The organism is Mesorhizobium sp. M0771, assembly GCF_040320155.1.
GTDB lineage: Bacteria > Pseudomonadota > Alphaproteobacteria > Rhizobiales > Rhizobiaceae > Mesorhizobium.
In genome coordinates this window covers 24,569-48,963 of sequence record NZ_JAMYPC010000002.1, presented here as the reverse complement: position 1 = coordinate 48,963, position 24,395 = coordinate 24,569, and the positions used below count along the sequence as shown (strand labels likewise).

General features: G+C 63.6%; 25 protein-coding genes and 1 riboswitch. Of the genes, 9 read left to right on the top strand and 16 right to left on the bottom strand.

Annotation, left to right across the window (positions count from 1 at the left end; genetic code table 11):
• The 15 genes from NKI05_RS03775 to NKI05_RS03705 all read right to left on the bottom strand — a co-directional run bounded on the left by NKI05_RS03775 (position 1) and on the right by NKI05_RS03705 (position 11,988).
• Entirely contained in the window at positions 1-621 is a 621-nt protein-coding gene (locus tag NKI05_RS03775; protein WP_023670812.1) for an NADH-quinone oxidoreductase subunit J, read from the bottom strand.
• A 123-nt stretch (positions 622-744) separates the two neighbouring features.
• Positions 745-1,236 carry an NADH-quinone oxidoreductase subunit NuoI gene (nuoI, locus tag NKI05_RS03770; protein ID WP_023815530.1) on the bottom strand — a complete coding sequence of 164 codons (492 nt, stop codon included), beginning with the start codon at positions 1,234-1,236 and terminating at the stop codon, positions 745-747.
• Positions 1,236-2,279: an NADH-quinone oxidoreductase subunit NuoH gene (gene nuoH / locus NKI05_RS03765; protein WP_023685202.1), complete on the bottom strand. Its 1,044-nt coding sequence runs from the start codon at positions 2,277-2,279 to the stop codon at positions 1,236-1,238. Before nuoH ends, nuoI begins: the two co-directional genes overlap by 1 nt.
• Positions 2,280-2,281: 2 nt before the next feature.
• A complete protein-coding gene (gene nuoG / locus NKI05_RS03760; RefSeq protein WP_352792187.1) occupies positions 2,282-4,363 on the bottom strand; it encodes an NADH-quinone oxidoreductase subunit NuoG in 2,082 nt (693 codons plus the stop codon).
• Positions 4,363-4,644, bottom strand: a complete 282-nt coding sequence (locus tag NKI05_RS03755) for a pentapeptide repeat-containing protein (protein ID WP_023690954.1) — start codon at positions 4,642-4,644, stop codon at positions 4,363-4,365. The genes nuoG and NKI05_RS03755 overlap by 1 nt, the downstream gene beginning before the upstream one ends.
• An 11-nt stretch (positions 4,645-4,655) precedes the next feature.
• Positions 4,656-5,348: a helix-hairpin-helix domain-containing protein gene (locus NKI05_RS03750; protein ID WP_023690305.1), complete on the bottom strand. Its 693-nt coding sequence runs from the start codon at positions 5,346-5,348 to the stop codon at positions 4,656-4,658.
• A gap of 72 nt (positions 5,349-5,420) precedes the next feature.
• Complete coding sequence (gene nuoF / locus NKI05_RS03745) at positions 5,421-6,725, bottom strand: NADH-quinone oxidoreductase subunit NuoF (protein ID WP_023670819.1); 1,305 nt, start codon at positions 6,723-6,725, stop codon at positions 5,421-5,423.
• Positions 6,726-6,728: 3 nt separating this feature from the next.
• A complete protein-coding gene (locus NKI05_RS03740; protein WP_023670820.1) occupies positions 6,729-6,932 on the bottom strand; it encodes a hypothetical protein in 204 nt (67 codons plus the stop codon).
• Positions 6,932-8,263 carry an NADH-quinone oxidoreductase subunit E gene (locus tag NKI05_RS03735; protein ID WP_023670821.1) on the bottom strand — a complete coding sequence of 444 codons (1,332 nt, stop codon included), beginning with the start codon at positions 8,261-8,263 and terminating at the stop codon, positions 6,932-6,934. The genes NKI05_RS03740 and NKI05_RS03735 overlap by 1 nt, the downstream gene beginning before the upstream one ends.
• Positions 8,264-8,776, bottom strand: coding sequence for a DUF7674 family protein (locus tag NKI05_RS03730; RefSeq protein WP_023700376.1), 513 nt, complete (start codon positions 8,774-8,776; stop codon positions 8,264-8,266).
• Positions 8,776-9,966 carry an NADH-quinone oxidoreductase subunit D gene (locus NKI05_RS03725; RefSeq protein ID WP_023685196.1) on the bottom strand — a complete coding sequence of 397 codons (1,191 nt, stop codon included), beginning with the start codon at positions 9,964-9,966 and terminating at the stop codon, positions 8,776-8,778. Before NKI05_RS03725 ends, NKI05_RS03730 begins: the two co-directional genes overlap by 1 nt.
• A 66-nt stretch (positions 9,967-10,032) precedes the next feature.
• Entirely contained in the window at positions 10,033-10,410 is a 378-nt protein-coding gene (locus NKI05_RS03720; protein WP_031193090.1) for a four helix bundle protein, read from the bottom strand.
• A 33-nt stretch (positions 10,411-10,443) separates the two neighbouring features.
• Entirely contained in the window at positions 10,444-11,046 is a 603-nt protein-coding gene (locus NKI05_RS03715) for an NADH-quinone oxidoreductase subunit C (RefSeq protein ID WP_352792186.1), read from the bottom strand.
• Between the two features lie 4 nt (positions 11,047-11,050).
• On the bottom strand, positions 11,051-11,632 hold the full coding sequence (locus tag NKI05_RS03710; RefSeq protein WP_023670824.1) for a NuoB/complex I 20 kDa subunit family protein: 582 nt from the start codon (positions 11,630-11,632) through the stop codon (positions 11,051-11,053).
• On the bottom strand, positions 11,623-11,988 hold the full coding sequence (locus NKI05_RS03705; protein WP_023670825.1) for an NADH-quinone oxidoreductase subunit A: 366 nt from the start codon (positions 11,986-11,988) through the stop codon (positions 11,623-11,625). Before NKI05_RS03705 ends, NKI05_RS03710 begins: the two co-directional genes overlap by 10 nt.
• A 327-nt stretch (positions 11,989-12,315) precedes the next feature.
• Between NKI05_RS03705 and NKI05_RS03700 the strand changes: the two genes are divergently transcribed.
• The 9 genes from NKI05_RS03700 to NKI05_RS03660 all read left to right on the top strand — a co-directional run bounded on the left by NKI05_RS03700 (position 12,316) and on the right by NKI05_RS03660 (position 23,467).
• Positions 12,316-13,539: a winged helix-turn-helix domain-containing protein gene (locus tag NKI05_RS03700; protein WP_352792185.1), complete on the top strand. Its 1,224-nt coding sequence runs from the start codon at positions 12,316-12,318 to the stop codon at positions 13,537-13,539.
• A gap of 29 nt (positions 13,540-13,568) precedes the next feature.
• Positions 13,569-14,300: a DUF6348 family protein gene (locus NKI05_RS03695; protein ID WP_023815531.1), complete on the top strand. Its 732-nt coding sequence runs from the start codon at positions 13,569-13,571 to the stop codon at positions 14,298-14,300.
• A gap of 18 nt (positions 14,301-14,318) precedes the next feature.
• Positions 14,319-14,523: riboswitch (cobalamin riboswitch) on the top strand.
• A 38-nt stretch (positions 14,524-14,561) separates the two neighbouring features.
• A complete protein-coding gene (locus NKI05_RS03690) occupies positions 14,562-14,987 on the top strand; it encodes a DUF1636 family protein (protein WP_023815532.1) in 426 nt (141 codons plus the stop codon).
• Positions 14,988-14,989: 2 nt separating this feature from the next.
• Positions 14,990-16,042, top strand: a complete 1,053-nt coding sequence (gene cobW, locus NKI05_RS03685) for a cobalamin biosynthesis protein CobW (protein WP_023815533.1) — start codon at positions 14,990-14,992, stop codon at positions 16,040-16,042.
• A 115-nt stretch (positions 16,043-16,157) separates the two neighbouring features.
• Positions 16,158-19,838 (top strand): cobaltochelatase subunit CobN, encoded by a 3,681-nt coding sequence (cobN, locus tag NKI05_RS03680; protein ID WP_352792184.1) that lies wholly within the window; start codon positions 16,158-16,160, stop codon positions 19,836-19,838.
• The gene (gene cobG, locus NKI05_RS03675; protein ID WP_023815534.1) at positions 19,835-21,301 is read left to right on the top strand and encodes a precorrin-3B synthase; all 1,467 of its coding nucleotides are present in this window, start codon (positions 19,835-19,837) and stop codon (positions 21,299-21,301) included. The genes cobN and cobG overlap by 4 nt, the downstream gene beginning before the upstream one ends.
• A gap of 2 nt (positions 21,302-21,303) precedes the next feature.
• Complete coding sequence (locus tag NKI05_RS03670; RefSeq protein ID WP_352792183.1) at positions 21,304-21,936, top strand: precorrin-8X methylmutase; 633 nt, start codon at positions 21,304-21,306, stop codon at positions 21,934-21,936.
• Positions 21,933-22,706, top strand: a complete 774-nt coding sequence (locus tag NKI05_RS03665; RefSeq protein WP_023670832.1) for a precorrin-2 C(20)-methyltransferase — start codon at positions 21,933-21,935, stop codon at positions 22,704-22,706. The genes NKI05_RS03670 and NKI05_RS03665 overlap by 4 nt, the downstream gene beginning before the upstream one ends.
• Complete coding sequence (locus NKI05_RS03660) at positions 22,703-23,467, top strand: precorrin-3B C(17)-methyltransferase (protein WP_023670833.1); 765 nt, start codon at positions 22,703-22,705, stop codon at positions 23,465-23,467. Before NKI05_RS03665 ends, NKI05_RS03660 begins: the two co-directional genes overlap by 4 nt.
• Here the strand turns inward: NKI05_RS03660 and NKI05_RS03655 are convergent.
• Positions 23,431-24,204 (bottom strand): cobalt-precorrin-6A reductase, encoded by a 774-nt coding sequence (locus NKI05_RS03655; RefSeq protein WP_352792182.1) that lies wholly within the window; start codon positions 24,202-24,204, stop codon positions 23,431-23,433. The two genes, NKI05_RS03660 and NKI05_RS03655, sit on opposite strands and share 37 nt — an antisense overlap.
• Positions 24,205-24,395 lie beyond the last annotated feature (191 nt).

The window sequence follows — 24,395 nt, the reverse complement described above, 5'->3', positions numbered from 1 at the left end:
TCAGAGCCCCTCGCCCGACTTGACCTTGCGGATTTCCATGCCTGTCGCCGGCGTGCGGCCGACCTGGGCTGCGATCGACTGCCGCTTGATCCCTTCCTTGTGGCGCAGCGTCAGGACGATGGCGCCGATCATGGCGACCAGCAGGATGAGGCCCGAAATCTGGAAGTAGTAGAGGTAGTCGGTATAGAGGATGTCGCCGAGTGCTGCGGTGTTTGTCCGCGCGGCAAGATCCGGGATGGGTTTGGAGACCGTCGAGGCCAGTTGCGGCGCGAAGGTGTAGCCGCCGAGCACCACGATCAGCTCGGCCGCCAGGATCAGCCCGACCAGCGCGCCGATCGGCGCATATTGCAGGGCGCCTTCCTTCATCTCGGCGAAGTCGACATCGAGCATCATGACGACGAACAGGAACAGCACCATGACCGCGCCGACATAGACGACAAGCAGGATCATCGCCAGGAACTCGGCGCCGGTCAGCATGAACAGGCCGGCGGCGTTGAAGAAGGTCAGGATCAGGAACAGCACGGAATGCACGGGGTTGCGCGACGAAATGACCATGAAGGCCGACGCCACCGCGACAAAGGCGAAGAGGTAGAAAAAGGCCGCCTCTAGTCCACTCAGCATTGGGGATCCCCCGGGTTCCTGTCCAAACAGGACATCCGTCCTGTTTGATTTCTGCGACCGCCTCCGGCCGGCAAGTTGCGTTGTCCTTAGACGAGGCCCCTCGCCCCGTCCATGCGTCAAATGTCAGCGGTAGGGCGAGTCCAGCGAGATGTTGCGCGCCAGTTCGCGCTCCCAGCGGTCGCCATTCGCCAGCAGCCTGTCCTTGTCGTAGTAAAGCTCTTCGCGCGTCTCCGTCGCGAACTCGAAATTCGGCCCCTCGACGATGGCGTCGACCGGGCAGGCTTCCTGGCAGAAGCCGCAATAGATGCACTTCACCATGTCGATGTCGTAGCGCACGGTGCGGCGAGTGCCGTCATTGCGGCGCGGGCCGGCCTCGATGGTGATCGCCTGCGCCGGACAGATCGCTTCGCACAATTTGCAGGCGATGCAGCGTTCCTCGCCATTGGGATAGCGGCGCAGCGCATGCTCGCCACGGAAGCGCGGGCTGATCGGCCCCTTTTCGTGCGGATAGTTGATCGTCTCCTTCGGCGCGAAGAACTGGCGCATCGACAGGAAGAAGGCGCTGACGAAATCCTGCAGCAGCAGCGATTTGGCGGCCTGGCCAAGAGCGGACATCACGCAAACCCCGTGATCTTGAGGAAGGCCGCGGTGGCAACGACCATGAACAGCGAGATCGGCAAAAACACTTTCCAGCCGAGCCGCATCAGCTGGTCGTATCGGTAGCGCGGCACGAAGGCCTTCACCATGGAGAACATGAAGAACATCAGGCAGATCTTGAGCACGAACCAGATCACGCCGGGCACCCAGGTGAAGGGGGCGAAGTCGAAGGGCGGCAGCCAGCCGCCGAGGAACAGGATGGTGGCCAGCGCGCACATCATCACCACGGCGACATATTCGCCGAGGAAGAACAACAGGAACGGCGTCGAGGAGTATTCGACCATATGGCCGGCGACGAGTTCCGACTCGGCTTCCACCAGGTCGAAGGGCGGGCGGTTGGTCTCGGCCAGCGCCGAGATGAAGAAAATGACGAACATCGGGAACAGCGCCAGCCAGTGCCAGTCGAGGAAGCTGTTGGGCAGGCCAAGCTTGGTGCCCAGACCGTCCTGCTGCGACAGCACGATGTCCGACAGGTTGAGCGAGCCGACGCAGAGCAGCACGGTGACGATGACGAAGCCGATCGAGACTTCGTAGGACACCATCTGCGCCGCCGAGCGCAGCGCGCCGAGGAACGGGTATTTCGAGTTGGACGCCCAGCCGCCCATGATCACGCCATAGACCTCGAGCGAGGAGATGGCGAAGACGTAGAGGATGCCGACATTGACGTTGGCGATCCCCCAGCCGGCATTGACGGGAATGACCGCCCAGGCCGAGATTGCCAGCACGGCCGACACCAGCGGCGCCAGCAGGAACACGCCCTTGTTGGCGCCGGACGGAATGACCGGTTCCTTGAAGACGAATTTTAGCAGATCGGCGAAAGCCTGCAGCGTGCCCCACGGGCCGACGACGTTCGGGCCGCGGCGCAATTGCACCGCCGCCCAGATCTTGCGGTCGGCGTAAAGCAGGTAGGCAACCCCGATCAGCAAAACGACGATCAGCACGACCGACTTTAAAAGGATGATCAGCGTCGGCAGCACGTAGAAGGAGAAGAAGGTGTCCATGTCTACTCTGCCGCCTGCCTGAAGCCGTTTTTCGCCAGCGCCGAGCATTCCGCCATGACGGCGGAGGCCCGCGCAATCGGGTTGGTCAGATAGAAATCCGTGACCGGCGAGGTGAAAGTGCCCTTGTTCAGCCGCCCGCCGAGCTTCGCCACCCTAGCGACGTCATAGGCATTGCCGGCTTCGACATGATCGATGCGGGCGAGATGCGGGTATTCGCCATAGAGTTTGGCGCGCAACTGCTGCAGCGAATCGAAGGGTAGTTTCTTGCCCAGCACATCGGACAATGCCCTCAGGATCGCCCAGTCTTCGCGCGCGTCGCCCGGCGCGAAGCCCGCGCGGTTGGTCTGCTGCACGCGTCCCTCGGTGTTGACATAGGTGCCGGACTTTTCGGTGTAGGCGGCTCCCGGCAGGATGACATTGGCGCGGTGCGCACCGGCGTCGCCATGCGTTCCGACATAGACAACGAAGGCGCCGCCGGTCTTGGACATGTCGATCTCGTCGGCGCCGAGCAGGAACAGAACCTCGCTCTCCCCCAGCATGCCGGCAACGTTCTTGCCGCCCTTGCCAGGCACGAAGCCGACATCGAGACCGCCGACGCGCGCGGCCGCAGTGTGCAGCACGGCAAAGCCGTTCCAGTCGGCGCGGGCAGCGTTCACGGCCGTGGCGAGTTTCGCCGCCTGGCCGAGCACCGCCGCGCCGTCGGCACGCGATAGTGCGCCCTGGCCGACGATGATCAGCGGATGCGTCGCCTTCTTCAGCACCTGGAAGAACTTGCCGTTGCCATCGGCCAAGTCTTTCAGCGACTCCGGACCGGCGCCGAGCTGTTCATAGTCGTAACGCGTGTCGCCGACCTCGCCGATGACGCCGACCGGCAGATTGCCGATCCGCCAGCGCTTGCGGATGCGGGCATTGAGCACCGAGGCCTCGAAGCGCGGATTGCCGCCGATGATCAGCACCGCGTCGGCCTGCTCGATGCCCTCTATGGTGGGGTTGAAGATGTAGCTGGCGCGGCCGAGCGCGGGATCGAGTGCGGCGCCGTCCTGGCGGCAATCGGTGTTCTTCGAGCCCAACGCAGCCATAAGCTGCTTAAGCGCGTAGATTTCCTCGACGGCGGCAAGATCGCCCGCAATCGCGCCGATTTTCTCGGGCGCCGCATTCGACACCGCATCCCTGATCGCAACGAACGCTTCGGCCCAGCTGGCCGGCGCCAGCTTTCCGTCCTTGCGGACATAGGGGCGGTCGAGGCGCTGCGTGCGCAATCCGTCCCAGATGAAGCGGGTCTTGTCGGAAATCCACTCCTCGTTCACCGCTTCATTGACGCGCGGCAGGATGCGCATCACCTCGCGGCCACGGCTGTCGACGCGGATTGCCGAGCCGACGGCGTCCATGACGTCGATGGATTCTGTCTTGGTCAGCTCCCACGGCCGCGCCTGGAAGGCGAACGGCTTCGACGTCAGCGCGCCGACCGGGCAGAGGTCGATGACATTGCCCTGCAGCTCCGAGGTCATGGCGCTTTCGAGATAGGTGGTGATCTCGGCATCCTCGCCGCGGCCGATCAGGCCAAGCTCGGAAATGCCCGCAACTTCCGTGGTGAAGCGAACGCAGCGCGTGCAGTGGATGCAGCGGTTCATAACCGTCTTGACCAGTGGGCCGATATACTTGTCTTCGACCGCGCGCTTGTTCTCGTGATAGCGCGAGGAATCGACGCCGAAGGCCATCGCCTGGTCCTGCAGGTCGCATTCGCCGCCCTGGTCGCAGATCGGGCAATCCAGCGGATGGTTGATCAAAAGGAATTCCATCACGCCTTCGCGGGCCTTCTTGACCATCGGCGTGTTGGTGAAGATTTCAGGCGCCTCGCCATTCGGACCCGGACGCAGGTCGCGCACATTCATGGCGCAGGAGGCCTGCGGCTTCGGCGGCCCGCCCTTCACCTCGATCAGGCACATGCGGCAATTGCCGGCGATCGACAGCCGCTCATGGAAGCAGAAGCGCGGCACTTCCGCGCCGGCGTCCTCGGCCGCCTGCAGCAGCGTGTAGTGGTCGGGTACAGTGATCTCTTTCCCGTCGACCTTGAGCTTTGCCATCAATTGCCCCCGGCGGTCTGCGCCGTCTCATATGCCTGAAACAGATCGCTCAGCCTGATGCCATTGATCATCATGCCGGCGACTTCAGCGTTTTCTATCTTCAAATTGCTCATATTCACATTGCTGAAAAACGCGTCCGAGAGGTTCGCGTCGTCCACAACGGCCGCCGACAGGTCGACGTTGTGAAACTGCGTGTTCGACAAGTTCACATCGTCAAATCTGGAGTTGCTGACGATGGCATTGCGCACATCGAGAACATCGCTCCTGTCGTGGATCTCCATGCCTGCCACCCCTACTTCTTCGCCTTGGCGGCCAGCGTCAGCGCCGCGGCCTGGCGGGTCCACTCGTCGCGGCCGATTCGGCCGGTGAGCGACAGGTAGTCCTCGACCCAGGCGATCTCTTCCGGCGTCCACGCCGCGATCTGGGCAAAGGTCCAGATGCCGAGGCCGTTCAGCACTTTTTCCAGCTTCGGTCCAACGCCGGTGATCGCCTTGAGATCCGACGGCTTGGCCGGACGAGCCACGGCCTTGGGCTGTCTGAAATCCTCCGGCATCAATCCGATCGTCGCGCCTTCGGCGACGGCATCGGTCTTCTCCGGCTCGGCATCGACGGTGCGAGCGGCAATATCGGTCACATCCTGGGCAAAACTCTGCGCCTCGGCGATCAGGGTTCTGGTCGCCGCGCGCGCCTTGGTGGCCGGCGCGGTCTCGGAGAACTCTTGGGTGCGCTGCTCGAAATCGTCGATGATCGGCTGGAAAATCCGCTGCGATGCCTCGGCAGCACCCGACAAGGCGCCTAGCCACACGCCAAAGGCATGGTTGGCAAGGCCGAAGCCCAGCGCCGACATGGCGGCGGCACCCGCGACAGGATGCGCGAGAAGGTTGACGGCGCTGGCCATCTCCTTCGGCATCATCCTTGTCAAATCCTGGTTCATCTTCTCAAGCTGGTCCAAATTGGGCATCAAAGGGTTCGAATAGGGCGCCATAGACATCTCCTGGTCGTTTCTTCGTCAGCCCCGCCCCTATATTTCCGTCCGGGGCTTGCGCCCGATTTCAATCTACTCAGCAGCCACCATCACCGGTTCGGCCCGGTGCGCGTTGCGCGAAAACTCGTCGATGCGCCGCTCCACCTCGCCGCGGAAATGCCGCATCAGGCCCTGGATCGGCCATGCCGCGGCATCGCCCAGCGCGCAGATCGTATGACCCTCCACCTGTTTGGTGACGTCGAGCAGCATGTCGATCTCGCGCTTCTGCGCCTCGCCGCGCACCAGCCGCTCCATCACCCGCCACATCCAGCCGGTGCCTTCGCGGCATGGCGTGCACTGGCCGCAGCTCTCATGCTTGTAGAAATAGGAAAGCCTGGCGATCGCCTTCACGATATCGGTCGATTTGTCCATGACGATGACAGCCGCCGTGCCAAGGCCGGATTTCAGGTCGCGCAAAGCATCGAAATCCATCGGCGCATCGATGATCTGCTCGGCCGGCACCAGCGGCACCGAAGCGCCGCCCGGAATGACCGCCAGGAGATTGTCCCAGCCGCCGCGAATGCCGCCGCAATGGGTTTCGATCAGCTCGCGGAACGGGATCGACATCGCCTCTTCGACGGTGCACGGATTGTTGACGTGACCCGAGATGCAAAACAGCTTGGTGCCGACATTGTTGGGCCGGCCAAAGGACGAGAACCAGGCGGCGCCACGGCGCAAAATGGTCGGCGCGACCGCGATTGACTCGACATTGTTCACGGTAGTCGGACAACCGTACAAGCCGACATTGGCTGGGAATGGCGGCTTCAGCCGGGGCTGGCCCTTCTTGCCTTCGAGGCTTTCGAGAAGTGCTGTTTCCTCGCCACATATATAGGCGCCGGCGCCGTGATGCATGTAGATGTCGAAATCGTATCCGGACGTGTTGTTCTTGCCGATCAGCCTGGCCTCGTAGGCCTCGTCGATGGCGCGCTGCAGCGCCTCGCGCTCACGGATGAACTCGCCGCGCACATAGATGTAGGCGGCGACCGCGCCCATGGCGAAGCCGGCGATGAACGAGCCCTCGACCAGGGTGTGCGGATCGTTGCGCAGGATATCGCGGTCCTTGCACGTGCCGGGCTCGGACTCGTCGGCGTTGACAACGAGATAACTCGGCCTTCCATCGCTCTGCTTGGGCATGAACGACCATTTCAGCCCGGTCGGGAAGCCGGCGCCGCCACGGCCGCGCAGGCCGGACGCCTTCATCTCATTGACGATCCACTCTCGCCCCTTGGCGATGATGCCGGGCGTGTTGTCCCAGGCGCCGCGCGCCATCGCGCCGGCCAGTGACTTGTCGAAGAGCCCGTAGATGTTGTTGAAGATGCGGTCTTTGTCAGCCAGCATGACTTACCTCTTTCCCCGCAAGACGATCGAGACCCACACCAGCACGCCTATGCCGGTCGCGGCCATCGATTCCAGGGTATCCGAAAACGGCAATTCGACGAGGCGCCGAAGCCCCTCCAGAAGGATGTTGGCAGCAGCGATGCAGACAACGCCGATGACAATGCTGCGCAGCGACAGCAAAGATCCGGTGCTTTGCGCTTCAGCCATCAACGTGGCTCCTTGCCGAAGACGCGGATGTATTCGGCGACGCCGCCCTTGGCGAGCGCCTTGGCCTGCTTGCCCCAGTCGTCGCGCTCGATGCGGCCCTGGAAAGCGAGATATCCATCCACCCAGTCGCGCTCGGCCTTATTCCAGGATGCGACCTGTGTGAAGGTGAAGATGCCAAGCGAATGAAGGATGCCCTCGATCTTCGGGCCAATGCCCGAGATCAGCTTGAGATCGTCGACCGCAGCCGGCCTGTCGATTCCGGCCGGACGGTTCTTGTCCTCGAGCGACGGCTTTGCGGGTCTGGCTGTCGGCGCCTTGACGGTCGGGGCCACCGGGGCGTTGGCCGCTGGCGCCTTGAATTCCGGAGCGATGAAGGCAGCTGCCGGCGTGGAGGTGGTCTTCGGGCCATTACGCTGCTTGGCGACCTTCTCGACTTCAGGCGCCGCGGTGTTGGCGTTGGCGGCCGAATGCAGGGGCGCCGGGACGCTCGCCGCTTTTTCCGCCGCCGGTGCAACCTTGGCCCTGGAGGGCGACTTCAACGCCGAGCTGGTTTCCGGCGCATCGGTTTTCGGTTTGCCGGCGTTGGATGGCGCGACCGGGGCGGCCGCTGCAGGAGCGGCAGGAGCCGGAACAGGCGCCGCAATGATTGCGTCGGGCGCCGCGTGGGCAGCCTTGCTCGCCGCCCTGGCTTCCTTGTCGCGCGTTGCTTTGAGGATCGCCTTTTCGCTCTTCAGCGTCGTCAGGCCAGGCGCCGGCTCCGAGCCGGTTCTGCCGTTTTGCGGTCCCGTGGGAACCGAGGCGCCCTTGCCCGCATCGTAAAGATCGATGATTTCGGCCAGCCGCTCGGGGGTGAGATCCTCGAACGTATCCTTGAAGACCATCACCATCGGCGCGTTGACGCAGGCGCCGAGGCATTCGACTTCCTCCCACGACAGTGTGCCCTTGTCGTTGGTGTGGAATTGGTCGTGATGGATTTTCGAGCGGCACACATCCATCAGCGCTTCCGAGCCGCGCAGCATGCAGGGCGTGGTGCCGCAGACCTGGATATGTGCGCGCGTGCCGACCGGATTGAGCTGGTACTGCGTGTAGAAGGTCGCGACTTCGAGGCCGCGAATGCGCGGCATGCCGAGCATGTCCGAAATCGTCTCGATCGCCGCCTTGGTGACCCAGCCTTCCTGCTCCTGCGCAATCATCAGCAAGGGAATGATCGCCGACTGCTCGCGGCCCTTCGGATATTTCTTGATCCATTGCTTCGCAACCGCCGCATTCGCCCGGTTGAAGGCGAAGGAGGCTGGCTGGACGCTTGCTTCTGCGAGACGGCGGACTGACATTTAGCGATCGGGCCCCTGCTCTGCTACGAGAGCTATTGCGGTTTCACATTCTTTCTGATGAGAAAACGGAATGCGTTCGGCAGATCGAGCAACACTCGCAAATCGCTCTGCGGGCAACATGTATTGCCACAGCCCCAGAACAGTTTGCCTTACTTGAGGCGAGATCCATGCCATGACCGCATCAGCGTCGATGTCATCGTCGAACAAGTGCTCGTAAAAAGCGACACCAGCCGCATTCCAAATCTGTTTGTTCGGGTGAACGGCAGCCCATTGGGCGAACCCGTGCATTCTACCCAGCTTGTCGACGTCATTGTCGCGGTGGGCAAGGCGCGTCTTGGGTAGCAGGGTAAAAAAGAAGTCATAGATCGAACAGTGCTGAGTCGAGTTGTAAGAAGCCTCTGCGAACTCGACCGGCAGCATGGCTTTTGCCAATTCGCGCCACCGCGGTAGGGCAGCGTCGGCATTCCCTCGAACACCGACCTGAGAGCGCACTGTAGGATTGGCTGCCGCCATCACCGATCAACCTCCCCGAAGACGATATCGAGGGAACCCAGGACGGCAGTGACGTCGGCCAGCATGTGGCCGCGGCAGAGGAAATCCATGGCTTGCAGATGCGCGAAGCCGGGCGCGCGCAGCTTGCAGCGATAGGGCTTGTTGGTGCCGTCGGAGACGAGATAGACACCGAACTCGCCCTTCGGCGCCTCGACGGCAGCATAGACCTCGCCGGCCGGCACGCGATAGCCCTCGGTGTAGAGCTTGAAATGATGGATCAGCGCTTCCATCGAGCGCTTCATCGCCTGGCGCTTCGGCGGCACCACCTTGCCGTCGAGGTTCGACACCGGCCCGGTGCTCTCCTTGCCGAGCAGAAGGTCGACGCACTGGCGCATGATTTTCGCCGACTGGCGCATCTCTTCCATGCGCACGAGATAACGGTCGTAGCAGTCGCCGTTCTTGCCGATCGGGATGTCGAAATCCATCTCGGAATAGCATTCATAAGGCTGCGACTTGCGCAAATCCCAGGCCGCACCCGAGCCGCGCACCATGACGCCGGAAAAGCCCCAGGCCCAGGCGTCGGCAAGCGACACGATACCGATATCGACATTGCGTTGCTTGAAGATGCGGTTGCCGGTAAGCAGCCTGTCGAGGTCGTCAAGCGACTTCAGGAACGGGTCGATCCACTTGCCGATGTCCTCGACCAGCTTCGCCGGCAGATCCTGGTGCACGCCGCCGGGACGGAAATAGGCCGCATGCATGCGCGAACCGGAAGCGCGCTCATAAAACACCATCAGCTTTTCGCGTTCGACGAAACCCCACAGCGGCGGCGTCAGCGCGCCGATATCCAGCGCCTGCGTCGTCACATTGAGGATGTGCGACATGATGCGGCTGAGCTCGGAATAGAGCACGCGGATCAACTGGCCGCGCTTCGGCACTTCGATGCCGAGCAACCGCTCGGTGGCGAGCGCGAAGGCATGCTCCTGGTTCATCGGTGCGCAATAGTCGAGCCGGTCGAGATAGGGCACTGCCTGCAGATAGGTTTTGTGCTCGATCAGCTTTTCGGTGCCGCGATGCAGCAAGCCGATATGCGGATCGACGCGGTCGACCACCTCGCCGTCAAGCTCCAGCACAAGACGCAAAACACCGTGCGCCGCAGGGTGCTGCGGTCCGAAGTTGATGTTAAAGTTGCGGACGGAGGTTTCAGCCATTCTGGCGCCTCTGGCGAAGAGTCAGTAGTGAGTAGTGAGTAGTGATCATCAATCTCAATGCCTGCTTCATTCCGCCTGCTTGGCCTGCACCGTTCGGATAAGAGATCTCATCATTTTTCCAATCTCTTCGCATCGCAGCAGCAGCTCAATCTCATTGTCTTTTCGCAGCAGGCCAACCCGACATGCCAGCAGTATGTGTGTCTCCAGTTCCTTCAACGAGCCTTGCGCCATGCGCAAAAATTGAACGAACGACCCTCTGTTCTCCCGACCGTATCCCTCCGCGACGTTCGCTGCGACCGAAACCGCCGATCGGCGCATCTGAGAGGTCATGCCGTAAATCTCATCCCTCGGAAACTCTTTGGTGAAACGGTAGCAATCCTCAGCAAGCGTCATCGCCGATTGCCACACCTTCAAGTCGCGATAAGATTCGATCCGTTGCTCCAAATCTTTTGCTACTGACTACTCACTACTTCCTACTCACTGTTTCGCCTTCTCATCGCCCGGCAGGACGTAGTCCGTCCCTTCCCATGGCGAGAGAAAATCGAAGTTCCTGAATTCCTGCTTCAATTCCACCGGCTCGTAGATCACGCGCTTGGCTTCGTCGTCGTAGCGCACCTCGACGAAACCGGTCAGCGGGAAGTCCTTGCGCAGGGGATGGCCCTCGAAACCGTAGTCCGTGAGGATGCGGCGCAGGTCCGGATGGCCGGAGAACTGCACGCCATAGAGATCGTAGGCCTCGCGCTCATACCAGTCGGCGCCGGGATAGACAGCGGTGAGCGACGGCACCAGCGTCTCTTCGTCGGCCTGCACCTTGATGCGGATGCGCAAATTCTGCTTCGGCGAAAGCAAATGATAGACGACATCGAAACGCTTGACGCGCGACGGGTAGTCGGCGCCGCAGATATCGATGATCGAAATGAACTGGCAGCCCGAATTGTCACGCAGGAAGCTTGTCACCTCGATCAGATTGTCTGTAGCAACCGAGATCGTCAGTTCGCCATAGGCAAGCACCGCATCGGTGACGCGGCCCGGCAGCTTTTCGCCGAGATAGGTCGACAGTTCGCTCAGGGATGCGGCCATGGGTCTACCGTTCGATCGTGCCGGTGCGGCGGATCTTCTTCTGCAGGAGAAGAATGCCGTAGAGCAGCGCTTCGGCGCTCGGCGGGCAGCCGGGCACATAGATGTCGACCGGCACGATGCGGTCGCAGCCGCGCACCACCGAATAGGAATAGTGATAATAGCCGCCGCCATTGGCGCAGGAGCCCATCGAGATGACGTAGCGCGGCTCCGGCATCTGGTCGTAGACCTTGCGCAAAGCGGGGGCCATCTTGTTGGTCAGCGTTCCCGCCACGATCATTATGTCCGACTGGCGCGGCGACGCGCGAGGAGCCACGCCAAACCGCTCCGAATCATAGCGCGGCATCGAGGTGTGGATCATCTCGACGGCACAGCAGGCGAGACCGAAGGTCATGAACATCAGCGAGCCGCTGCGTGCCCAGGTGATCAGCGCCTCGGTCGAGGTGACCAGAAAACCCTTGTCGGCCAGTTCATTGTTGATCTCGAGGAAGAACGGATCGTCGGAACCGACCGGACGTCCGGTATTGGGGTCGATCAGGCCTTTGGGCTTCGGCGCGACGAGCGTTCCGGAACTGTCGTTCAATCCCATTCCAGCGCTCCTTTTTTCCACTCATAGGCAAAGCCGATGGTCAGCACCGCCAAAAACACCATCATCGACCAGAAACCGAGCATGCCGATCTTCGAGAACGACACCGCCCACGGAAACAGGAAGGCCACTTCCAGATCGAAGATGATGAACAGGATCGACACCAGGTAGAAGCGGATGTCGAATTTCATCCGGGCATCGTCGAACGAGTTGAACCCGCACTCGTAGGCGGAAAGCTTCTCCGGATCGGGATTGCGATAAGCCACCAGGAACGGCGCGATGATAAGCGCCAGGCCTACAACTGCGGCCACGGCGATGAAGAGGACGATGGGCAGGTATGAACTGAGGAGTACGTTCATGCTCGGCTTTCCGTTGGCGGCCAATCCACTTTGATTACAGCAACCAACCCTAATGCGGAAGCGCGACAGTTTAAGCGCTGAACCGTTTTAGGTGCCTTTGCTGCAACGCGGCGAGGGTTAGCGCACGGCTTTCAGCGAAGCAAGTCAAACCTTGTTCAAAAGACAGTGCTGGACGGCAGGCCGGGAAAAACTGGTCCGATCTCCTCCTGTTTGATTTCCTTCATCTTTCACTCCACTTTTGTCTCCTGACACATCTCCCGCCATTTGCCTGCTAGCATGACCGGAATCGCCGGCTAAAGTCGGGAAAATGGTTCGAGGCAAGACACTTTGACGAAGGACAAAATCTCACTCCCCGCGGCCAGGCGCATCGCGCTCGCCGCGCAAGGATTTCTCGATCCCCGCCCGGTCGGCACGCCCGATCGCCGCCACCTCGCCCGCGTGCTGTCGCGCACCGGCTTGCTGCAGATCGATTCCGTCAGCGCGGTGGTGCGCGCCCACTATATGCCGCTCTATTCGCGGCTTGGCCCCTACCCGCTGGCTTTGCTCGACAATGCGGCCATCACCCGCAAACGCACGGTGTTCGAATACTGGGCGCATGAGGCCTCGTTCCTGCCGGTCGAGACCTACCCGCTGATGCGCTGGCGCATGCAGCGGGCCGAGCAAGGCGACGAAATGTATCTCGGCCTCGCCAAATGGGGCCGCGAGCACGCCGCCTATATCGAAGAGATCTACCGCGCGGTCGCCGAGCGCGGCCCGATTGCCGCTTCGGCACTGGAAGGCCAGAAAGGTTCGGGCGGCTGGTGGGGCTGGAGCCACGCCAAGCACGCCTTCGAATGGCTCTTCTGGGCCGGACGCATCACCACGGCGCACCGCCGTGGCTTCGAACGCTTCTATGACCTGCCCGAGCGCGTGCTGCCGCAGGCGATCCTCGATCTGCCGGTGCCGGCCGCCGAGGACGCGCACCGCGAATTGCTGCGCATTTCTGCCCGCGCCCACGGCATCGCCACATCAGGCGATTTGCGCGACTATTTCCGCCTGTCGCCGGCCGACATGAAGGGCCGGTTGGAGGAACTGGTCGAACTGGGCGAGTTGCTGCCGGTACGCGTCGAAGGCTGGGACAAGCCGGCTTACCTCTATAAGGACGCCCGCCTGCCGCGAAAGACCGAGGCCCGCGCCTTGCTGGCGCCCTTCGATCCGGTGGTCTTCGAGCGAGCGCGCACCGAGCGTCTCTTCGATTTCCGCTACCGCATCGAGATCTACACCCCGGCCGACAAGCGGCAATATGGCTATTACGTGCTGCCTTTCCTGCTCGGCGACAAGATCGTCGCCCGCGTCGACCTCAAGGCCGACCGGCCTGCGAGTGTCTTACGCGTCCACGCCGCCTATGCCGAAGCAGGCGCACCGCCTGAGACCACCGCACAGCTTTTCGAGGAACTAAAGCAGATGCAGGGCTGGCTTGGACTTGAGCGCATCGAAGTGACGCCCGCCGGCGATTTGGGGCCGGCATTGGCTAGCGAGAGAGATGGCCAACCCTTGCAGCGTCTGTCATAGACGCCTCAATAAGCCTCGTAGGTTGTGCAATGGCATCGGACAAAGTGCTCGACATGATCCATGGCGCCCTCATTGCGCATGGAATAGATGCAGTCCGCAGAGATAGGGACGTCATGCTCCAATCGAAGCAGCTTCGGTTTGAGGCGGAGGTGTTCGAGACGAGTTCTGACCGGCTGGTCCTGGAAATCTACATTTTTTCTCCGCTGCTTGATGTTCAGCCGGTCATTGAATCCTTTGCTGGCTTCGGCGACACGCGCGAACAGGAACTGAACCAGGCGTTTGAAAAGTTTCTCCGTGGTGTTTTCCATGTGGCCATTGAGGGACTGGCCGATCACGTCTGCGAGAACATGCAGGCCGAAATAGAGCTTTGGCAGCGAAGCAGCGCCAGTTGGAAGATCTGGCGAAAAGATGCCCGCTGGAAAATCTATAGCGGCCCGGTCATTTCCCAGGCCACAACCGAGCTATGCTCGCTGACACCAGGCTATCCAGCATTCTGTGCCAAGCTGGAAAAGCTGTTCACAGCTTCGGTACCCCCCGGAAGCCATTTTGTCCGGACCTTTCTGGCAGGCTTGAAGGGCACGCTGATTAGTGCCGAAGTCCTTCTGGACAACGCGGTTTGGCATGAGGGACAGAATCTGGCTGTCGGTCATGACTGGGACTATGGCGATGGCTATCAAGCTATCCGACAGGTCATCCTGGCACTGCCGGAACCGGGACATGACAGCCCCTGCCGACATCGCCATGTCGTAGCCGTGCGTTGACACCGCCGCCCGCAAAAGCCTAAATCCGCTGCAGACGGTCCCCTGCCCGCAACGGCAAGGGCCAAGAGGGAATGCGGTGCGGGACGAAAATCCCAAATCCGCGGCTGTCCCCGCAACTGTAAGCGAAGAGCCAAGGCCGAAAGCCACTGGGTAACACCGGGAAGGCGGCTAACCAAGGCGATGACCCGCGAGCCAGGAGACCTGCCGTCTGAGACAAAGTATCCGATCGCCTGGCGGGTTTCCGGGCAAGGAGCACGGTTTTTGGACCAGAACAGCAGTTTTTCGGCTGGCACAGCGGACATTGCGTCCGGGGACAACGACGCCCTGACCGGCGTGACCGTCATCGTCTGCGCCTCCTGCCGCGATGAGACCGGTTCCGACGCCCATCCGCGCGCCGGCGAATTGCTGGCTGAGGACACACGCCGCGCCGCTGCCGGCGATATCCGGGTCCGCACCGCCGAATGTCTCGGCAATTGCAAGCGCCGCCTCAGCGCCGCGATCCTGCGTGATGGCTGCTGGAGCTATGTCTTCGGCGATCTGGCCCCAACCAGCGGCGCCGACCTCGTCACCGGCGCAAAGCTCTTCGCGACTTCGACCGACGGCCTCATCCCGTGGCGCGGCCGGCCCGATAGCCTCAAGCGCGGCCTCGTTGCCCGCATCCCACCCCTCGACATGCTGAAGGACTGACCATGAACGCTCCAAATCCGGCCGGCAATCTCTCCCGTGTTCCCTGCACCGTCGTCACCGGCTTCCTCGGCGCCGGCAAGACGACGCTGGTCCGCCATCTCCTGGAAAACGCCGGTGGCAAGCGCATTGCCATCATCGTCAACGAGTTCGGTGACATCGGCATCGACGGGGAAATCCTGAAAGGCTGCGGCATCGACACCTGCCCCGAGGAAAACATCCTCGAACTGGCCAATGGCTGCATCTGCTGCACGGTCGCCGACGATTTCGTGCCCGCCCTCGACAAGATCCTCGCGCTGACACCTAAGGTTGACCACATCCTGATCGAGACCTCGGGCCTGGCTCTGCCCAAGCCGCTGGTCCAGGCGTTCCAGTGGCCAAGCGTGAAGAGCCGGGTGACCGTCGATGGCGTCATTGCCGTGGTAGACGGCCCGGCGCTGGCCGAGGGCCGCGTTGCCAACGATATGGACGCCCTGCAGGCACAGCGCGCTCAGGACGAGACGCTCGACCACGACGATCCGGTCGAAGAAGTCTTCGAAGACCAGATCGCCTGCGCCGATTTGATCATCCTGTCGAAGAGCGATTTGATGGATTCAGCCGGTTCGGCCCGCGCCAACACCATCATCAATGAGCATTCCGCCCGCGCGGTAAAAATCGTGCCGACCGCGCATGGCAAGGTCGACCCGTCGGTGCTGCTTGGCCTCGGTCTCGCCGTCGAAGACGACATCGAGAACCGCAAGTCGCACCATGACGGCGCCTTCGACCACGAGCATGACGATTTCGACACCTTCATCGTCGACATCCCCTCGATCGCCAATCCGGACGAACTGGCCAGGCGCGTCGCTACGGTGGCCGAGGAAGAGAATGTGCTGCGCGTGAAAGGCTTCGTCGATGTCGGCGGCAAGCCGATGCGGCTTTTGCTGCAGGCCGTCGGCTCGCGCGTCAATCATTACTATGACCGCGCCTGGGCGGCTGAGGACGACCGCCGCTCCCGTCTTGTCGTCATTGGCCTGAAGGGGCTGAACCGCCCGGCGATCGAGCGTATACTCGCCGGCTGATCTCAGGAGCCATTCCAGGAAAAGTGTGAAACGGTTTTCCCACAGGAATTGCGTAAAAACAAGGAGATAGAGCGGTTCGCCGTTTCCGTGAAACGGTGAAACGCGCTAAGCCGCGATGCACATACTCACCACGACCTCCGCCTCGCTCGACGATCTCGCCGAACCGGTTGATCTCCGGCAGACGCCGGCGGATATCGTGGCGCTGTCCTTCACCGACAGCGACCTCGCCGGCCTCGCTGCGGCCTGGAAGGCCGATGCCGTCCGCCTGCCGTCGATGCGGTTGGCGGCGCTGCGCGACCTGCGCCATCCCATGTCCGTGGACCTCTGGATCGACAGCGTCGCCCGCCACGCCAAGGTGATTTTGGTGCGCATCCTCGGCGGCTACGACTGGTGGCGCTATGGCTGCGACCAGCTTGCCGCGACTGCCCGTGCGAACGGCATCAAGCTGGCGCTGCTGCCGGGCGAGAGCCACGACGAGGATCTCAGGCTGATCGAAGCCTCGACGCTGCCGCGCGAGGATCTGGACGGCCTGCTTGGTTATTTCCGCGAGGGTGGCCCGGAGAATATGACGGCGCTGGTGCAGCGGCTGGCGGGGTTGGCTGGGTCGGATGCGGCGGTTGCAGAGCCGGTCAGCGTGCCGAAAGCTGGCTACTACGAGCCAGGCCGCGGCGTCGTAGGCAAGTTGGATTTGGCCGATGTCGGCGTTCCTTCACACCCCCCTCTGTCCTGCCGGACATCTCCCCCGCAAGGGGGGAGATCAGCCGGCGCGGACCTCGGCACTTTTTCTGCCCAGTCGATAATAGATTCCTCTGCAACATCCCCGATTGGCGAAAGCGTCGATGACAGCGCAATCTCCCCCCTTGCGGGGGAGATGTCCGGCAGGACAGAGGGGGGTGGGCGGGAACTCGGCGCAGACAACATCAACCTTCCCATCATCCCCATCCTATTCTACCGCTCGATGCTGCTGGCCGCCGATGTCGCGCCAATCGATGCCCTCTTTGATGCACTCCGCCAGCGCGGCATGAGACCGATCCCGATCTTCGTCTCCAGCCTCAAAGACCCGACCTCCCTGGCCTTCGTCGGAACCGCGCTGGCCACGCTCAAGCCCACCGCCATCATCACCGCAACCGCCTTCGCTTCCGGTGCCGAACCCGGCGTCGAAACGCTCTTCGACCGCGCCGGCGTGCCGGTCTTCCAGGTCATCGTCGCCACCACCCGCCGCGACGTCTGGGACAACAACCAGCGCGGCCTGGCGCCCGCCGACCTCGCCATGCATGTCGTGCTGCCCGAACTCGACGGCCGCATCCTCGCCGGCGCGATTTCCTTCAAGGGCGAGAGCGAGACCGACCCGGCGCTCGGCCACCGCGCCTTCGCCAACCGGCCGGAACCGGATCGCGTGGCGCAAGTGGCGGACAGGCTAGCGGCGTTCACACGGTTGCAGCAGACGCCCCGCGCGACGCGTAAGTTGGCGATCCTCATTCCGGATTATCCGAGTGCGCCCGGCCGCACTGGCTATGCCGTGGGCCTGGATGTGCCGTCCAGCGTGCTGGCCATGCTGCATGACCTGAAGGAGCAGGGCTACGACGTTGAAGGGATTCCGCAAACGCCGCGTGCGCTGCTGGACGCGTTGGAGCGGAGCGATGGTGGGCTGGGGCTGGATGAGTATCTGGACTTCTCAAAGGATCAGCCGGCTGATGCACTGGCTGCAGTCGAGGCGGCATGGGGCGCTCCTTCACCCTCCCCCTTGTGGGGAGGGTCGGTTCGCGACATTCGCGAAGCGGATGGCGCGAAACGGGGTGGGGGTAGCGGTGCACCACCCCCACCCGGCCCTGCGGGCCACCCTCCCCACAAGGGGGAGGGTAAGAGCGGCTTCCCCTTCCGCGCCGCCACCTTCGGCAACATCACTGTCGCTCTCGCCCCCGACCGTGGCCGCTCGGCCGACCGGCGCGCCGATTACCACGACCCGACGCTGCCGCCGCGCCACGATCTGCTGGCCTTCGGCCTGTGGCTGCGCAAATCGCTCCGCATCCATGCTCTCATCCATGTCGGCGCCCATGGCACGCTGGAATGGCTGCCCGGCAAGACGGTTGCGCTCTCACAAAACTGCTTCCCCGAGATCGCCACCGGCTCGCTGCCCGTCATCTATCCCTTCATCGTCTCCAATCCCGGCGAGGCGGCGCAAGCCAAGCGGCGCATAGCAGCCGTCACGCTTGGCCATCTGCCGCCACCACTGGCAGCTGCTGGCCTTGATGAAGAGCAGCACAAGCTCGAGCGCCTCGTCGACGAATACGCCCAGGCCGACGGCCTCGACCGCCGCCGGCGCGATCGTCTGGCCAAGCTGATCGTCGACACCGCGCAAAAGACCGGCCTCGCCTCCGAAGCCGGCGTCGCCAAAACCGACGCGCCCGACGAGGCGCTGCGCCGCATCGACGCCTGGCTCTGCGACCTCAAGGATTTCGCCATCAAGGACGGCCTGCACATCTATGGCCGCGCTCCCGACGACGAGCCCGACGCCATGCGCGTGCAAAGCGCGGAGGCCGAGAAAGCAGCACTTCTTGCCGCGCTCGACGGCCGTCACATCAAGGCGGGTCCGGCGGGCGCACCGGCGCGTGGCCGCTCCGACGTGCTGCCCACCGGCCGCAACCTGTTCACCTCCGACCCGCGCACCATGCCGACGCCGACCGCCTACGATCTGGGAAAGGCGGCGGCAGAAGAAGTCGTGCGCGGCTATATGCAGTCGCATGGCGACTGGCCGCGCTCGCTGGTCATCGACCTCTGGGGCTCGGCCTCGCTGCGCACCGGCGGCGAGCAGATCGCGCAAGGCCTGGCGCTGATGGGCTGCCGGCCGCAATGGGATTCGGCCACCGGCCGCATCACCGGCATCGAAGTGCTGCCGCCGGCCACGCTCGGTCGCCCGCGCGTCGATGTCACCTGGCGGATTTCGGGTCTGTTCCGCGACATGTTCCCGACCCAGATCGCGCTGATCGACGCCGCCGCCAACGCCGTTGCCGCGCGCGACGAGGACGATTCGGAAAACCCGCTCGCCGCCAGAACCCGTGCCGATGGCAAGATCGGCCCGCGCATCTTCGGCACCTCGCCCGGCACCTACGGCGCCGGCGTCGAGGACCTGCTGTCCAGCGGCGACTGGGTCGGGCGCGAAGAAATCGGCCGCGCCTATCTCGATGCGACATCGCATGCCTATGGCGGCGCCGAGGGCGAAGGCATTGCCTCCCCCGGCGCTTTCGAGACCCGCATCGCCGAGGCCGATCTGCTCGTCCACACCGGCGACGATCCCGGCCGCGACATTCTCGAGGGCTCCGCCGACGTCGCCTTCATCGGCGGCTTTTCGGCTGCACTTGCGACGCTCGGCCGAAATGCCGACGTCATCGTGCTCGACACCACGGATCCGCAGAAGCCCAAGCCGCGCTCGGTCGGCGAGGCTGTGTCGCGGGTTGTGCGGGCGCGAGCCGTCAATGCGCGTTTCATCGCCGGCCAGATGCGGCACGGCCCGCGCGGCGCCTCCGAATTCGCCGAAACGGTCGACCGCCTCATCGGCTTCGCTGAAACCACGCACGCCATTTCAGGCGCGCTGATCGAGGCCGTGCATGATGCCTATGTCGGTGATCCCGATGTCCGCGCCTTCATCCTGCGCGAAAACCCGGCCGCAGCCAAAGTCATCGCAGAACGCTTCCTGTCGGCACGGCGGCGCGGTCTCTGGCATCCCCTGCGCAACTCGATAGACGATGAACTCGCGGCGTTGATCGCCGAGGCCGAGTGGCTCGGGGTCGCGGCATGAACGCCTTCTCGCGCCGCGGCGCCTGTCCGGCTCTCTCGGCGCCGATGCAGACCGGCGATGGCCTGCTGGTGCGGCTCAACCCGGTTGCGGGAGGGCTTTCCCCCAGGTCGCTGATCGGACTCTGCGAATCCGCCTTGAAGCACGGCAACGGCATCATGGAAGTGACCGCACGAGGCAGCCTGCAGATACGCGGGCTGACAGCGGAGAGTGCGGTGCTGTTGGCGGCGGAGGTCGATGCACTGGGGATTGCAGTGCGTACCGGCGTGCCGGTCGAGACCGGGCCGCTGGCCGGCATCGATCCGCGGGAGATTGCCGATCCGCGAGCTTTGGTTGAGCGGATCAGGATGGCGGTTGAGGAGGCTGGACTGACGGCAAGGCTGGGACCGAAGGTTTCGGTGGTTGTCGACGGCGGCGGGCAGTTGACGATGGATGGGGTGACGGCCGATGTCAGGCTGAAGGCGGTGCGGGACGGCGGCAACGTTATGTGGGCTTTGTCTGTTGCCGGCGATGGCCAAAGCGCGAGGCCGCTTGCGACGGCCGATGAGGATGCAGCGCGCGATATTGCGGTTGCTGCCCTCAGGATGACCGCGGAGAAAGGCCGGGAGGCACATGCGAGGGATTTGTCGGAGAGGCAGCTAGCGTCTCTCGCAGGTTGGCATTCCTTCGCGCCCCCCTCTGTCCTGCCGGACATCTCCCCCACAAGGGGGGAGATCAGCAGCTTCGCTGTCAGCTCTTCGCCTTCGACGTTGAAAACTGGCGAAACCGGCGGCGACAGCACAATCTCCCCCCAAGTGGGGGAGATGTCCGGCAGGACAGAGGGGGGCGCCGTAGAGCGCTCTCGCTCGCCGATTGGCCTCTTCGACTTGAACACCGGCCACGCCCTCGGCATCGGCCTGCCCTTCGGCAGCATGCCAGCGCAAAACCTTATCGACCTTGCCAGCCGAGCGTCGAACCTCGGCACCGCCGAAATCCGCCTCGCCCCCGGCCGCGCCTTGCTGTTCCTCAGCCAACCGTCGTCCGCAAACCACTCGCTGCAAGCCACCGCCGCCGCCCTTGGCTTCGTTACCACCGCAGCCGACCCGCGCACCCGCATCGCCGCCTGCCCCGGCACTCCTGCCTGCGCATCCGGACAAATCGCCACGCGCGATATTGCCGAGACAATCGCCGCCGAAAACCCCGATATCCTCGACTTCACGCTGCACATTTCCGGTTGCGCCAAGGGTTGCGCGCACCCAGGCCAGGCGGCGCTGACATTGGTCGGCGGCGAAAACGGAGCCGGACTTGTCGTGAACGCGACGGCAAAGGCCCTTCCTGCGGGCTACAGGCCGGGCTATGACGCCGCACGCGGCGTCAGTAGCGTCGCGGCGATGGTCCGCAGCGCACGATTTCAGGGCGAAACCGCCGCCGCTTGCCTGACAAGGCTCGGGCCGGCGGCAATCGCCGAAAGCTACCGACAGGAATAAGCATGGCCGCCTACGATTACATCCATGACGGCAACGCCATCTATGAGCGCTCTTTTGCCATCATCCGCGCAGAGGCCGACCTGTCCCGGTTCTCCGAGGCGGAAGCCGACGTCGCCATCCGCATGATCCATGCCTGCGGCCAGGTCGAAGCATCAAGTCATTTTGTCTTCTCCAGCGATTTCGTCGCCGCTGCCCGCAGCGCCTTGGCGGCCGGCGCACCGATCTTCTGCGATGCCGCAATGGTCTCGCATGGCGTCACCCGCGCCAGGCTGCCGGCCGGCAATGAGGTGATCTGCACCTTGCGCGACCCGCGCACGCACGACATCGCCAAGCAGATCGGCAACACCCGCTCGGCCGCCGCGATCGACCTCTGGGGCGAACGCCTGGCCGGTTCGGTCGTGGCCATCGGCAATGCGCCGACAGCGCTCTTCTATCTCCTGGAAAAGCTGCGCGATGGCGCGCCGAAACCGGCAGCCATCATCGGCATGCCGGTCGGCTTCGTCGGTGCGGCCGAATCCAAGGATGCGCTGGCCGAGAATTCCTATGGCGTGCCCTATGCCATCGTGCGGGGACGCCTCGGCGGCAGCGCCATGACCGCCGCCGCCCTCAATTCGCTGGCGAGGCCCGGCCTGTGAACGCGGCTGTCAAAGACGGTTTGGCAAAAGGCCGTTTGGTCGGCGTCGGCACCGGTCCCGGCGACCCCGAGCTGTTGACGCTGAAGGCCGCGCGCATTCTCGCCGAAGCCGATGTCGTCGCCTATTTCGCCAAGCGCGGCAACAACAGCAACGCGCGAGCCATCGTCGAGGCGCGCTTCCGGCCGGATATGCTGGAACTGCCACTGCTCTATCCCGTGACCACCGAGATCGACAAGGATCACGACGACTACCGTTCGCAGATCACCGATTTCTACGAGGAGTCGGCCGAGAAGGTCGCCGAACACCTCGAAGCCGGCCGCATGGTCGCCGTGCTCTCCGAAGGCGACCCGCTGTTCTACGGCTCCTACATGCACCTGCATGTCCGCCTCGCCCATCGCTTCCCGACCGAGGTCATCCCCGGCGTCACCGCCATGTCCGGCTGCTGGTCGCAGACCGGCGTGCCTATCGTCCAGGGCGACGATGTGCTGACGGTTTTGCCCGGCACGATGAGCGAGTTCGAGCTGACACGCCGTCTCGCCGACACGGATGCCGCCGTCATCATGAAGGTCGGCCGCAATCTGTCCAAGATCAGGCGGGCACTGGACGCCACCGGCAAGCTCGCCCGCGCCGTTTATGTCGAGCGCGGCACCATGGCCGGCAGCATCTCGATGAAGCTTGCCGACAAGCCGGACGACAAGGCCCCCTATTTCGCCATCGTGCTGGTCGCCGGCTGGTCCGGCCGGCCTGGCGTTATGGGAGCCAAGCCATGAGCGGCCGCCTCACCGTCATCGGCCTTGGGCCCGGCAATGCCGATCAGGTGACGCCGCAAGCCAGCCGCGCCGTCGCCGAGGCAAAGTTCTTCTATGGCTACAAGCCTTATCTCGACCGGCTGGAGCTGCGCCCGGACCAGACCCGCGTCGCCTCGGACAATCGCGAGGAACTCGCCCGCTCCAAGGACGCGCTGGTAAAGGCGGCGGACGGCCATGACGTCGCCGTCGTCTCCGGCGGCGATCCCGGCGTGTTCGCCATGGCGGCCGCCGTCTGCGAGGCGATCGAGGCCGGTCCGGCCGAATGGCGCACCGTCGATGTCACTGTCGTGCCGGGCGTCACCGCCATGCTGGCGGTTGCCGCCCGCATCGGCGCGCCGCTCGGCCATGATTTCTGCGCCATCTCGCTGTCCGACAATCTGAAGCCGTGGGACTTGATCGAACTGCGCCTGCTGGCGGCGGCCGGCGCCGGCTTTGTCATCGCGCTCTATAACCCGATCAGCAAGGCGCGCCCTTGGCAGCTCGGCCGTGCCTTCGAATGCCTGGCCGCCATCCTGCCCGGCACCACGCCGGTCATCTTCGGCCGCGCCGCCGGCCGCCCGGACGAGCGCATCGAGGTCTTTTTGCTGGCCGATGTCGACGCGCAAAAAGCCGACATGGCGACCTGCATCATCATCGGTTCGCCGGAAACACGGATCATCAAGCGCGGCGACAAACCGGCGCTGGTCTACACGCCGCGCTCCGCGACGGGGTCGAGCAAATGATCGACCCAAAATTTATCAACAAGAGCGGCGAGTTCATCGACAGTTTCGGCCGACGGCACCTCCGGCAGGAAGGGCCTGCGCACCATGACCACTTCGATGCTAAGCGCCCGCGCCGCGGCGATCTTGCCGTAGGTGGCCTCGCCGCCGCTGTTCTTGGATACGACGACATCGATGCGGTGCTCCTCGAGCAGTGCGCGTTCATCCGCCTCGCGGAATGGCCCGCGCGCCAGAAGGTAGGTCGCATCCGGCACCGCCAGTTTCGGCTCGACCGGATCGACGCTGCGGATGAGGTAGTGATGCTGCGGCGCCGCCTCGAAAGCCGCGACCTCTTGGCGACCAGGCGCCAGGAAGATACGGCGCGGCGCCGGTCCAAGCGCGTGCACCGCATCGCCTGTCGTATCGGCCTGCGTCCAGCGGTCGCCATCGACAGGCTCCCAGCCAGGGCGGCGCAAAGCAAGGATCGGCACTCCGGTCATTTGCGCGGCTTGCGCCGCATTGGCGGAAATTCGCGCGGCATAGGGATGCGTGGCGTCGATCAGCAGGTCGATGCCCGCCTCCCTGAGATAGGCGGCCAGCCCGTCGGCGCCGCCAAATCCGCCGCTACGCACCGGCACGCCTTGCGCGACCGGACTTTCGGTACGCCCGGCCAGCGACAGGGTGACAAGGAAATCTTCCACCAGTTTTCCGGCCAATTGGCGCGCTTCTGTCGTGCCGCCAAGGATCAGAATCTTCTTCATGAGCACCATGTTGAACAGCGTCGGCGCTGCCCCTCACCCCTACCCTCTCCCCGTGAAGAACGGGGAGAGGGAGGCGTCAGCGCCGGAGCTTCTCCCTTCTCCCCGTCACTACACGGGGAGGTGAGGAGTGGTCTGGCTGGCAGACGAAAAGTCAATTGCTTGACTTTTCGAACGACGAACGCCTCAGGCGG